This is a genomic window from Clostridium sp. CF012 (assembly GCF_018861755.1).
Taxonomy (GTDB): domain Bacteria; phylum Bacillota; class Clostridia; order Clostridiales; family Clostridiaceae; genus Clostridium_AD.
In genome coordinates, this window is sequence record NZ_JAHLEF010000012.1 from 1 (window position 1) to 12,605 (window position 12,605).

At 31.3% G+C, this 12,605-nt stretch carries 14 protein-coding genes and 1 pseudogene; 4 read left to right on the plus strand and 11 right to left on the minus strand.

All coding sequences use genetic code 11. From position 1 onward, the window contains the following. Both nrdD and KPL50_RS27050 read left to right on the plus strand, forming a co-directional pair. Positions 1-328, plus strand: a 328-nt coding sequence (gene nrdD, locus KPL50_RS12435) for an anaerobic ribonucleoside-triphosphate reductase (RefSeq protein ID WP_290443234.1), incomplete at its 5' end; no start/stop codon positions are given. Between the two features lie 200 nt (positions 329-528). Further along, a pseudogene (locus tag KPL50_RS27050) lies at positions 529-693 on the plus strand (acetyl-CoA hydrolase/transferase C-terminal domain-containing protein); the annotation flags it as partial. A gap of 121 nt (positions 694-814) precedes the next feature. Here the strand turns inward: KPL50_RS27050 and KPL50_RS12445 are convergent. From KPL50_RS12445 to KPL50_RS12455, 3 genes are all read right to left on the minus strand, one after another. After that, entirely contained in the window at positions 815-1,204 is a 390-nt protein-coding gene (locus tag KPL50_RS12445; protein WP_216298815.1) for an iron chaperone, read from the minus strand. A 65-nt stretch (positions 1,205-1,269) separates the two neighbouring features. Continuing rightward, positions 1,270-1,590 carry a hypothetical protein gene (locus tag KPL50_RS12450; protein ID WP_216298816.1) on the minus strand — a complete coding sequence of 107 codons (321 nt, stop codon included), beginning with the start codon at positions 1,588-1,590 and terminating at the stop codon, positions 1,270-1,272. A 428-nt stretch (positions 1,591-2,018) separates the two neighbouring features. After that, on the minus strand, positions 2,019-2,585 hold the full coding sequence (locus tag KPL50_RS12455; RefSeq protein WP_216298817.1) for a CD3073 family putative ECF transporter S component: 567 nt from the start codon (positions 2,583-2,585) through the stop codon (positions 2,019-2,021). 221 nt (positions 2,586-2,806) lie between these two features. On the opposite strand from KPL50_RS12455, the gene KPL50_RS12460 reads away from it, so the two are divergent. After that, entirely contained in the window at positions 2,807-3,304 is a 498-nt protein-coding gene (locus KPL50_RS12460; protein WP_216298818.1) for a CD3072 family TudS-related putative desulfidase, read from the plus strand. A 140-nt stretch (positions 3,305-3,444) separates the two neighbouring features. On the opposite strand, the gene KPL50_RS12465 is transcribed toward KPL50_RS12460, so the two are convergent. Beyond that, a complete protein-coding gene (locus KPL50_RS12465; protein ID WP_216298819.1) occupies positions 3,445-3,744 on the minus strand; it encodes a hypothetical protein in 300 nt (99 codons plus the stop codon). 102 nt (positions 3,745-3,846) lie between these two features. Continuing rightward, positions 3,847-4,293 (minus strand): IS1595 family transposase, encoded by a 447-nt coding sequence (locus KPL50_RS12470; RefSeq protein WP_216298820.1) that lies wholly within the window; start codon positions 4,291-4,293, stop codon positions 3,847-3,849. Positions 4,294-4,500: 207 nt separating this feature from the next. Between KPL50_RS12470 and KPL50_RS12475 the strand changes: the two genes are divergently transcribed. Next, positions 4,501-5,076, plus strand: a complete 576-nt coding sequence (locus KPL50_RS12475) for a C40 family peptidase (RefSeq protein ID WP_253200598.1) — start codon at positions 4,501-4,503, stop codon at positions 5,074-5,076. Positions 5,077-5,136: 60 nt separating this feature from the next. Here the strand turns inward: KPL50_RS12475 and KPL50_RS27740 are convergent, their stop codons facing one another. From KPL50_RS27740 to KPL50_RS12505, 6 genes are all read right to left on the minus strand, one after another. Further along, entirely contained in the window at positions 5,137-6,042 is a 906-nt protein-coding gene (locus tag KPL50_RS27740) for an AraC family transcriptional regulator (RefSeq protein ID WP_309245176.1), read from the minus strand. A 225-nt stretch (positions 6,043-6,267) separates the two neighbouring features. Continuing rightward, a complete protein-coding gene (locus tag KPL50_RS12485; protein ID WP_216298821.1) occupies positions 6,268-7,524 on the minus strand; it encodes a Gfo/Idh/MocA family protein in 1,257 nt (418 codons plus the stop codon). Positions 7,525-7,597: 73 nt separating this feature from the next. Then, entirely contained in the window at positions 7,598-8,422 is an 825-nt protein-coding gene (locus tag KPL50_RS12490) for a carbohydrate ABC transporter permease (RefSeq protein ID WP_216298822.1), read from the minus strand. Positions 8,423-8,449: 27 nt separating this feature from the next. After that, entirely contained in the window at positions 8,450-9,391 is a 942-nt protein-coding gene (locus tag KPL50_RS12495) for a carbohydrate ABC transporter permease (RefSeq protein ID WP_216298823.1), read from the minus strand. Between the two features lie 92 nt (positions 9,392-9,483). Then, positions 9,484-10,767: a sugar ABC transporter substrate-binding protein gene (locus KPL50_RS12500; protein ID WP_216298824.1), complete on the minus strand. Its 1,284-nt coding sequence runs from the start codon at positions 10,765-10,767 to the stop codon at positions 9,484-9,486. Between the two features lie 193 nt (positions 10,768-10,960). Beyond that, on the minus strand, positions 10,961-12,568 hold the full coding sequence (locus tag KPL50_RS12505; protein WP_216298826.1) for an extracellular solute-binding protein: 1,608 nt from the start codon (positions 12,566-12,568) through the stop codon (positions 10,961-10,963). Positions 12,569-12,605: the final 37 nt, after the last annotated feature.

Below are 12,605 nucleotides of genomic sequence, written 5' to 3' on the forward strand. Positions count from 1 at the left end.
CCATAAATTATGTAATGCTGGGCACATTAGTTATATAGAACTTGATGATTACCCAACAGGAGAAATTATAATGGACATATTAGATTATGCATATAAGCAAACAAATATTAGTTATTTGGGGATTAATTTCCATATAAGATATTGTAAAGACTGTGGAACCTATCTCCAAAGCGGGGTTCAAAAATGCAACAAATGTGGGAGCCATAATATACAAGGAATTTCAAGGGTAACAGGTTACTTAAGTTTGGATGAAAGATTTGGTAGTGGAAAAACAGCAGAGAGAGCAGATAGAATATCTCATACTGAGAATCATGTAGCTACTTATTAAAAATAAACTAAAATGTGGTCAAAATCGTGAGAGATTGGATTAATCAATTGCTTTTGATTTTCATGTATCTTATCTTATAAAAGGTGGTGTACTTTAATGATACTTCAAATAGGTGGATTTTTAGATAATTCATTATTTGATTCTTCAAAAATAAAGAATGTTCTAAAAAATCAAAAAAAATTTATATGATATAACAAGTGGATGTCAATTATGTGGTTACAGGGTATGGTATAGCAGAGCTAAGGGGAAAGACAATAAAAGAAAGAGGCAGAGCTTTAATAAACGTAGCGCACCCTAAATTTAGGAGAGTATTAATCAAAGAGTGGGAAATAAGATTTTATAGTCAGTTTGATTATTTGTCTTAAAAGGGGTGTAGTAATGGTACGTGAAGATAATAAAGCTATGATAATTGAATATGGAGAGATTGCTTTTTAACCTCTCCATATTCTCCTGTATTCTTAATACATCCTAGACACTTATTTGGATTTATTTCTTCTTTTTCAATTTTTCTTCTGCTATTTTTATATTCTCAGCAACTCTAAATTTAACTATCTTACTTATTAGTTCATAAGGGATTGGCTTTTTTATAGGGAATTGTACTGACCCCTTTGCTCCTTTATATTCAGATAATTCATCTTTAAAAGTATCAATGCCACTAGGACTTGGGTATAATCCTATGTGATTTTTAAAAGCTGCAAAATGAACTAAATTTCCATGTAGCACAAAAGTAGGCATTCCCCAACTTATCTTTTCCAGGGCATCTGGTGCAGACTCTTTTATAACTTTTCTTATCATTTTAAGTATTTCCTGAATTTCTAGAGGAAATTGCATAATATACTCATCAATTGACTTAGGAATAACTTTGTTTTCTTCCATGATTTTCTCCTTCCTATCCATCGTAGTCTTTTCAATATGTAGAACAATTCTTTACCTTAATAAGGTTACAAATAATATATTCTTCCAGTGTAGTTTACTTCTGAGTCTTCTTCGTACTCTGCATAGTCAATATATGCACCTTTAAGTTCTATAACCCTTTCCTGTATATCAAATCCTTCTATACTTATTGTCTCTATTACATTTTTTTCATTAACGCAGGTAGCCAATGTATAATAGTATTCTTCTTCTTCATTAAATATAATTGCCGTATTTAATATTCTAAAGGTTGCTTCCTTTCTAATTAGTCTATCTACATTTATAATTTTCTCAAATTCAATTTTTTCTACTCCAGCATTGTTTTTTTGTTCTTTAAATAAAAAGCTCATTCCTATTTCATCCCTTCCTATTAAATATTTTCCAACCATACCTATATGAAATGTTTATACTATCATATATATATATTTGATATAAAAACTATGTATTTTATTTTCATAATCTATTGTTAATTCTAATTAAATTTGACAACATTATTAACTGTGACTTAACGCCTCAAAGGTAATGGTTTCAACATATTATTAGATATTACAGTTAAGTGTTAATTAAACTCTTGTTAAATTTTACAAGATTCTAATTAATTTTAATTAAATTTGACTATTTCTTATAATTTCTAATTATATAAAATTCATAAGCTCTAATTATAAATTGTATTATAGCTTATACTTATTATAGTATAAATTTGTATGTTTACAAAATTTCTCTGTTAAATTGTATAAAAAAATAACCATCTAAATTAATAGAATGGTTACTTGACTGTTTAGAAACTTTCATTAAAAAGTCTATCTTTTTTATATTGCCTTGGCATTCCCTCTATTAATCCCCATACTAGAATACATGATGCAATTTTGTCTAAAAGATTATTTGTAATTTTAGCGATAAAAGAAGATACAAATATGTTATTTCCCACCTTTTGTAGCCATATAAATAAGAAATCTGTACCGGTGCCTGTTAACCCTCCATACACCCAAATGCCAATAGGTGTTCCTATTAATGGACAAACTACACTTAAAATTAAACCTGTAATTATTGCTGTAACTAAATTAAAATTAAATTTCTTAGCTATAAAACCCACTATTAATCCTACTGCTACATTTACAAGTAAAAAAGGTATATCTTTTGGGCTAAATATTATTCCAGTGATTATATTAGTTAATGCACCTACCGCAGCACCATACCATGGTCCAAAATACACTGCAATGAATATTGTTCCTATTGTATCTAAGTATAATGGCAGTTTTAAGCTACTAGTAACTATTCCGAGTACAATATTTAGTGCAATAGCTACTGCACAAAAAATCATGATAGCTACTTTTTTATTTCTCATGTTATCACCCCTATTTTTTACTTTTTACATATTTTATTATATAAGTAAATTATCATTAAATCTAATTCATAATACAAATGAATTAAGCTTTACCTATAGAGAAAGCATATACCAATTCTTTATGTTAGGTAAATATGCTACAATTTAAGTAAAGATGAAAAACATCAGATTTATATTATATAATTAATCTACTAAAAAACTTATTAATAGGATGTGAAAAAATGCTTAGAGATAAAAAGTTAATTTTACTTAGCCACTGCATATTGAATCAAAATTCTGTTGTGCTACCTCTTGCTAGATCGAAAGGTGGATTTTTAATAGCTAAATCTCTTTTAGATCAGGGAATAGGAATAATTCAGCTTCCCTGTCCAGAGTTTAAATTTTTAGGACCACAAAGAAAGCCTATGAATAAAGAAGAATATGATAGCCCTGAATATAGAACTTTATGTAGAGAACTCTTTACCCTTATTTTAGAAGACATAAAAAAATACCTAACGCAGGGTTATTCACTTGTAGGTATACTTGGAATAAACAAGAGTCCTACCTGTAGTATTACAGGTAAAAGAGGTATCTTCATGGAAGAGATATTTTCTATTCTTAAGGAGCAAGCTATAAATATAAACTACTTCGACATACCTGAGGACTATACAGATGATATGGATTTATCTAAATTATATAACAAACTTAAAATTAGCTTAAATATAAATTCTACGCCTTGAATAAAATACACCCCTACTATTAAATATATGGCTATGTTTAAGAGTGGTGTTGAAAAAATTACATAAATTAAGGGGAGACAAATTTCTTCCCTTAATTTACGTTTTAATAATATTCCTATACTGATTTGTAAAAATAAATATTATTTGAAGTCTTTAGTTTTATTCTTGTATTTGTTCAACTTCACCTTACTTAAATACACATTAACAAAAAAGAGTACAAGATAAACTATCAGCATATCTATTATAAGCGTAAGTATATCTATACTCTCTGTCGTAAATAGTGTTTTATTGATTGGTGAATTATTAATAGTTAAAAACGATAATGGATAGCCAAAATAACTTGAGTGACCATCTGCTGATTGTGATTGATACGGAAGTACATAAGCTATTAGTAAAGTTATCCACGCTGACCAATTAAAAATCTTCTTGTTAAACTTCATAAATATCACCCCCATCTTGTCAATTCATATAAAATACCTTGTCGTTTTTCGTTGCTAATATTTTCTATATTATACTTTATTTATAAACTAAATATAACATAATTATATATAAATTGATTCCCTGATTTTAAAATCCTTTAACTTTGTATTACTAAGAGATGAATGTGTCTGAACTAACAAATGCTTGGTTTTCACAGTATCCTTCTCTGTCTTGAAGAACTCTAACCATTTAAACCAGTACATATAATTAGCAAGATATTTTGTGGCAACACTATGAAATCCATACATCCATTCTTTTAATTTGCTGTGAAAAGCATTTATATGCTGTATATGGTATATGCCTTCCTTATGTTTACCACGTTTAATCTGCTGTAGTTCTATATTTAAATTATTGGCAAACTTAATATAACTCTTATGAGAGTCAGTGCAGAGGGTTGAATTATTCTCAATCCTACCTGCAAAAAGTCTTTCTAAATCTGTATGCTTCATTCTACCTTTACATATTAGTTCCGTCACAATGTTTCCTACTCTATCAATAGCTTGATTCATAGCTATAGCAGCCATCAAGATACGGGGAATAAATCAATTAAATAGCTTAATGTATTTGTGCAGACTCAATAATTAAGTTAGTGCAGGTTTCAAAATCTTAAATTAACATATAAATTGGGTGCATGCAAAAAAATATTTTAGCATATTATCGGAAACTTTACAGTAGTTTAATATAGGGTATTTTTGAACGCCAGAGGGGGATAATTTATGAGAATAGCTCTTAAGAAAAGAAATCCAATAACACTTTGGTTTATAGCCTTCATTCTTTTAATAGCAGCACTAATATATATGATTATTACTATTTTCTCGAATTTTGAAACGCCCCTAAATAAGCCTCAATATATTGCAAATGGTCAACAATACGATGCATTAATAAATGGAAATGATTTAGTGTCCTATGCAAATACATTTTTAGGGATGCAGTATTTATGGGGTGGAACAACACCCGCAATATTAGATACTACTGGAAAATATATAAGTGGTGGCTTTGATTGTTCAGGGTTTGTGCAGTATATCTATAAAAACTTCGGTATAGCTTTACCTAGAACGTCTATGGACCAGATAAATAATGGTACACCTGTTAATATAAATAACCTTGAAGTGGGTGATTTAGTTTTTTTTACGACAAACATAGCTCTACCCCATGAAGTATCTCATGTGGGTATATATATTGGAAATAATAAATTCATACATTCTCCCAGTGCAAGCGATGTTATAAAGATATCTGAATTAACTGGGTATTACAAAGAAAAGTTTGTTATTGGTAAAAGAATAATTCATTAATTTGCTACAAATCCTAATTAAGACCTTGCTCTAATTTAAATTTTCAGATTCATACTTTCTTTAAATTTCCGCAATTGCTTTTACCGATACAGCATATTCTGACGGCGTCATATTGGTGGATTTTTTAAAAGATCTTGAAAAATAGTGTACAGAATCATACCCCAGCTTTTGAGAAATCTCTGTAAAATTATTTTTCCCTTCTCGAATCATCTTTTTTGATTCTTCTATTTTCAGATACTTAAAATAAGCCATTACCCCTTGATTTGTCCCTTTCTTAAAAGTAGTTTTCAAATGAGTTTTTCCCATTGCAAAAGTATCACAGATATCATCAACGCTAAAATTTTTATCCACATTTTCTTTTAGGTATTCTATAATATTTTGTACAATATCATCTTCCATCCGTTCTTTTGTTGCAAATGAAAATCTCTCTATGTTCATTATGGAAACATCTTCTCGCACAAGTTCTATTAAAAAGATTTCAAGGTAATTTTTAATTAGTTGTTCTGCTCCAAAGTTTTCATTTATCTCACTGCGCTCTCTTTTAATCAGTTTAGTGTAAATCTTACCTAAATTATTGGTATATGTTGCTTTTCCTTCTTTAATAACCTCTGCCAACCTATTTTTCTTCATTGAAGAAAGTTTTAAAATTTTATTTTCAAAAAATTTCATAGATTGGGACATACATTCAAAGCTTATTACCACAATGTTAGGTGCTATTGTTCCATTTGCCCACACACTATGGAATTCGTTAGGCTTATGAAATACAATATCTCCCTGTTGCAACTTATATCCTTTTGTATCTGCCATTATTTCAACTTCACCTTTATCTACGTATAGTAATTCCCAAAAATCGTGTTTTTCCCCTTTAAAAACATAATCACTTGCAAATTCAAAATAATGTATTGTAATAATCCTCTCTATAAGAATAACTGTTTCTATTATTGTTTTATAAAATATAGCATCCACAATTTCACCCTCTCTGTTGCCTTTTAATTGACTGAAAATATAAATAATGTAACTATACCTGTAAATCTAAATTTTGTAGTAAATTATATAATTATTATAACATACTGAAATTCGCTGTACGCGGCACAATATTTTTTCAGAAGGAGACTATGTAATGAAAAAACGAAAATTAAAAATCTGAAATGTACAATGTACATTTCAGATTTTTAATTTTATCTATATGTTTTATTTTTTTAATTCATTAATAAAGTCCCTCATATTAACCACTCTATTCTCAACTCTGGCTTTTTCTGCTGCAAAAGCCAGTAGATGACTTTGAACAGAAGTAATTGCCGAAGTACGTCCTTCCACTTTTCCATCTGATTCTACAAGTTTAACAAAATCTTGCATTATTCCATAATCTCCGCCGCCATGTCCACTTACGCTATTGCTTAACTTTATAACATTTTTGTTTCCTGTAATAAAATCAATGATTTCAATTTCGTTTCTCTCCATTGAGCCTCTTATTTCTCCTTTAGTACCCATGAATTTCATAGTTCTACCGCATTCTGCTGTAAAAGCGCACATTGTAAAAGCAACAGTAACTTCATTTTCAAATTCCATATTTACTACTTGATGATCTACAACATCATTATCACAATGATATACACATCTTCCATAAGGGCCTTCTTTTAAGGCTTGTGTTCGGGCTTCTAAACTTGTATCTGTGCTAATTACAGACGTAGGCCAACCTATATTAGCTGTAAGATAAGTTTTTGGTCCATAATAAGGACATTCCTTTGCCACAAGGCAACCATCTAGACATCTCTTTGGCGCTCCTACTGGTGCATTTTCAGATTTAAAGTAAGTAAGAGATCCGAAGGAAGAAACAGATTTACATTCCGAATCAATGAGCCATCTCAAAATATCCATATCATGACAACATTTTTGCAAAATCATAGGACTGGATTCCTTTGAATTTCTCCAGTTTCCTCTAACAAAACTATGTGCTTGATGCCAATGTGCTACATTTTCATTATGTTGAACAGAAACAAGTCTTCCAATCTTTCCTTCTTCTAATATTTTTTTTAATGTAAAAAAGAAGTTAGTGTATCTAAGCACATGACAGATTGAAAAGACCCTTCCATTTTTTTCTGCAGCTTCGCCCATTTTTATACATTCACCAGGGTCTATGGACATAGGCTTTTCAAGTAAAACGTGATACCCTAGTTCTAAAGCTTTCATTGTTGGCTCAAAATGCATCTGGTCCTGTGTGCATATAAGCACTGCATCCGCCATTTTAGGTTGCTCTAATAGTTCCTTCCACCCAACAAAACAAGCTTCCTCTAAAATTCCATGATCATTTTTAAATTTTTCTCTTCGATCAATTAGTGGTTCTGCTACTGCAATAAATTCGATTTCATTGGGATTATCTAGTGCATAGCTTCCATAACCTGTCCCTCTATTTCCTGCACCTATAAGTACTGCTGTAATTTTTTTCATACCATTACATCTCCTTATTTAAAAATTATTTTAAGTTTATGTTTTTTACTGATTTTTTATAGTTCTGCACTTCTTAGCTCTTGCTTCCAGACATTGCAATTCCTTGTATGAAAGCCTTTTGGAAGATAATAAACAATACAATCATAGGCCATATTGCAAGAACGGAGCCTGCCATTAACACTGGATAATTAGTTGTATGTAAGCCTTGCAAAGAAGCAAGCCCAGCAGAAAGTGGCATTTTATCTGGAGAGGTATTTACAATAAGTGGCCACATTAGATCATTCCAACTCCATAAGGCAGTAAAAATAGCTAGTGCTGTAAGACCTGGTTTTGCTAAAGGCATCATAATTTTCCAATAAATCTGAAAGTGATTACAACCATCAAGCATTGCTGCTTCCTCTAATTCTTTTGGCAAAGACATGAAAAATTGACGCAAAAGAAAGGTTCCAAAAGCACTAAATAAGCCTGGTATAATCAGTGCACTAATACTATTTAACAATCCAAGTTTTTGCATAATTAAATATTGTGGCAACAAAAATATTTGCCCTGGTACCATCAAAACAGACAATACAATAATAAAGATAAAATTCTTACCTGGAAATTCTATCCTTGCAAAAGCATATGCAGCCATAGAACAAAGCATTACCTGTCCAACTGTCTTTGCAATTGTAGAGATAATTGTATTCCAATAAAATTGCATAAATGGAAGAGTTGCAATTACTTCGCTATAGTTGCTCCATTTAAGTTTACTTGGAATAATTATTGGTGGAATTTGTGTAGATTCACCTAAGGTCTTAAGCGATGTTAAAATCATCCATATGAAGGGGATAACTGTTACACATACTCCAAAAATAAGAATGACATGAATCAACGTTTTATTGTTTTTACCTTTACGCATTTTTTTCTCTCCTCCCTCTATTTCAGATTAATAATTAACCCACTTTTTCTGTAATTTAACTTGTATAATTGTAATAACCATAATCACAGCAAATAGCATCATTGCAATGGCAGATGCATAACCTTTTTCATGAATAATAAAGGCGTTTTTATAAAATAGATAAACTACGGATTGTGTATTTTCTAACGCAACACTGGTAATGGGAATCATCATAAAGATATAATCAAATACCTGAAAAGCCCCAATAAGTGATATTATCAAAACAAAGAATATGGTTGGAGTTAAAAGTGGTATTGTAATCTTAAAAAATTTTGTAAAGGGCCCCGCTCCATCTATTTCGGCTGCTTCATAATAGGTATCTGGAATTCCTTGAATTCCAGCCAAAAATATCACCATATTATAACCTACTGTCATCCATATAGAAACAACAATAATAGCGTATAAAGCTATTTTTGGATCTGAAATCCATGCTCTTCCTTGAATTCCAAATTTGGAAAGCACAAAATTTATAAGACCGTAATCTCCATTATAAAGCCATTTCCAAACCATAGCTACTGCCGCTGGCATAGTAACTGCTGGTAAAAAATAAAGGGTTCTATATGCACCAAGCCCTTTGACTTTACAATTCAACAAGGTAGCCACCAAAATAGATAAAAAGATGCTTATGGGTACAGCTATAACTGTGAATTTCAATGTATTCCCTAATGCGATCCATAGATTCACATCGCTAAACATACTCACATAATTTTTCATCCCCACCCAAGCATATTCTCCAAAAACCCCTAAATCTGTAAAGCTATACATGAGCGTTTTGAAAAATGGGTATATATAAAATACTATTAATCCCGCTACTGTTGGAAGAATCATCAAATATCCCCAAAAATAATTGTTCAAATTCCTATTTATAATGCTTCTATTTTTACCAGTGCTTTCTCCGTTACATTGAATTTTTGGCAGTTTTTCTTCCATATTTAACATAATCCTCCTCTGTTATGTATTAAGAAGCTATGATTATAAACTTTTTCCTTGAATTTAAAATCACAGCTTCTAAAAAATATTTCTTACTTATTTTCTTCTGCAAGGATTTTATTCATTTCTTCTGCAATTTTCTTACAAGCAACTTCTGCAGTAACTTGACCCGCCCAAGCCATTTTCAAATTATCCATTTCCAAGGCATTCCATTTTGCTGTTTCCTTTGAAGATGGGTACATTACAGAGTATTCAAGTTCATCTACATAAGCTTTTCCATTAAATTGTTTTGTTGCATCAAGGAAAGCTTGAATTGCTGGTTTGTATGCCGGAATTGCTACCCCTGCACTTGCTTGAATATCATTTGCTTCTTTTCCACCTAAATATTTAACAAATTCCCAAGCCGCATCGGGATTTTTTGTTTTTGCATAAATAACATTTCCTAATCCATGAATTACAGCTGCTCTTTTTTTCATTTTTGGCATTACAACTAAGTCTACTTTATCTTTTGTATATTCATTTTTTGCAAATTCTGAAAGCATCCAAGAACCTTGGTATACCATCGCTACTTTTCCAGATTCAAAAAGATTAGCTGGCTGAGTATCTCCCATTTGTTGTGCAGTTGGAGAGGACCCATCTTTAATTAAGTCAAGCCAACATTGAATTCCTTCAATAGTTTCTGGTTTATCATATCCTGAAACTTTTCTATCTTCTGATATAGCAAATCCACCACTTTGCAATGTTGTGTTATAATATCCTTCTTGATCGTTTTGTGGAGCAGCTATACCATATATTCCTTTTGATTTATTTGTAAGCGTTTTCGCTACTTCCCTAAGTTTATTCCAATCCCAAGTATTATCTGGATAAGGGATTTTTGCATCATCAAATATTTTTTTATTGAACCACAGTGCTGTAGTATCCCAATCCTTTGGCATACCATACTTTTCATCTTTTATTGTATACAAGTTAATTAGAGACTCTGGAAAAACTGAAGTGTCAAAATTATCTTTTTTAAATTTTTCTCCTATAGGCATTAACATTTTCCCACCAACATATTGAGCTATATGAGGTCCATTCATCCAAAATACATCTGGAAGATTTCCGCCAGTCGCTTCTGTTTCTAGTTTTGTCCAATACTGTTTAAATGGAGTAATTTCCACTTTTACTTTAATGTTAGGATGGCTTTTCTCAAAAGCAACTGCAATTTGTTTCATAGATGCTTCCTGATTCTTGTCCCAAACACCATAAGTAAGGTTTACCACCTTGTCTTTTGCCCCCCCTTCATTTGAAACCGTTTTAGATGAACTACATCCTGAAATAACGGAACCTAATAAAGATAAGCCAAGAATCAAAGATACTAATTTTGTTTTTTTCATTTTTTAATTCCCCCTTGTAATCGTTTTAGATCATACTATCGAGGATATCTTAAAATGAAAAGATATGTAACAAACAATTTTTATTTTAAACAAACATTTTATAAATTGTGAATATTCACTCTTGTTTTTTAACCATACATTTTTAATATTTCCATACTATTTTTAATAAAAACTTCTATCTAGCCTATATTTTTCAGTGTTTCATGAATCGATTGTATTGTTTTTGTTTAATTTGAATTAATTCCTCTAATCCTAGGCTTTTCAATTCACGAATATACTTATCAAAATTCTTCAGTGGATCATCCCCAATTATAAACCGGATCATCATTTCATCTCTATAAGTGGATATATTATTTTCTAATATAGTCAATCTTTCTTGTTCTTCTTTATTTGCCAAAAGCATTGGAAAAGGTTTTTTTAATACTGGTTTTATGAGTTCTGGCAAGTTTTTAAAGTTAGGGTCTAAAGATAAAATTTGAAGATACTGTTCTCTCTGTTGAATCCAAGGTACGGTAGGCCATGCACCTACAGTTCGCAAAGCATCCGACAGACCTAATCCCTCTTTATTTTGAATTACGAAATCAGTAAAGCTTTCTTTTCCCTGTTTTATTACATAGGTTTTCCCTTCAATCCCCCAAGCCATATACCGAATTCCCTCTTCACTCCATAAGTAATCCAATAATTTTATTGCCAACACTGGATTTTTGCAGTTCTTGCTAATACTACTAAACCTCTTATCTATAACAAAATAAGAATCCAAGCTTCGCTCTTTTTTTTCTCCTAGTGGTGGAAGAATTGGTATATATTTTGCCTGTATTTTCCCTCTGCTGTGGAGAAGTTTTTGCCAAGAATTGATCCAATCCGGATAATTTACATAAGCCCCCACCTTGTCCTTCACTACTTTCATCTGGGTAGATTCAATTGCCTCCATCCCAAAGTCTTGATCTATCAAACCTTCTTTATAAAGTCCTTGAACAAAAGACAAGTATCCTCTCATTCTTTCATCTGCCCATTGGTATATTACTTTATCATTCTCTACCTTGAAATCGCTACCAGACATAAGCTCTAATCCGAAAGCTTCTCCAAAATAATAAGGACTACTGCCAAAAGGAATTTCGTCTTTCTTTCCATTTCCATTTGGATCTTTTTCCTTAAAAGCTTTTAATACTGTATGCCATTCTTCTAAAGTATTGGGTTCTTTTAATCCCAACTGCTGTAGCCAGTCCTTTCGAATCGTGAAGGTATTTGGCAAAGTATCTGAGCTGCCCTCAATAATGGATGCCAATCCGTAAATATGTCCATCTGCACTGGTCATCAATTCTTTTGAACCTGGGTACACTTTAAAAGCTTTCTCTATATTGGGCGCATATTTTTCTATTAAAGTTTCCAAGGGTATAAATAATCCTGTTTGCCCATATTGTGTGGGATCAGAATTTGGCACAACTAAAAGATCTGGCAAACTTTCTTCATTGGACAGTTTTAGCTGCATTTCTGCTATATACTGGCTATTTGGCAATGCTTCCCACTGAATTTCGACATTGGTTTTCTTTTCTATTTCCTTCCATACTTCAAGTTGCTTATTTAGGCTTGATGGCGCATAATAATTATCATTAGATGCCCAGGTTAATGTAGTCGGTTTCTCTGTTAAGGGAAGTTTGTATGAAGATTTCTCATTTTTCTCTTCTAAGCTAGTATTTTTCACATTCGGTGGTTTTTCTTTATCTTTTGTACTGCAACCACTACTAAATATAATAATAAGCAAACCTATGCACAATAAAAATCTTGATTTTATTTTTTTCATAAGATTCCACTCCTCTTCTACTAGGGTCTTTTGCACA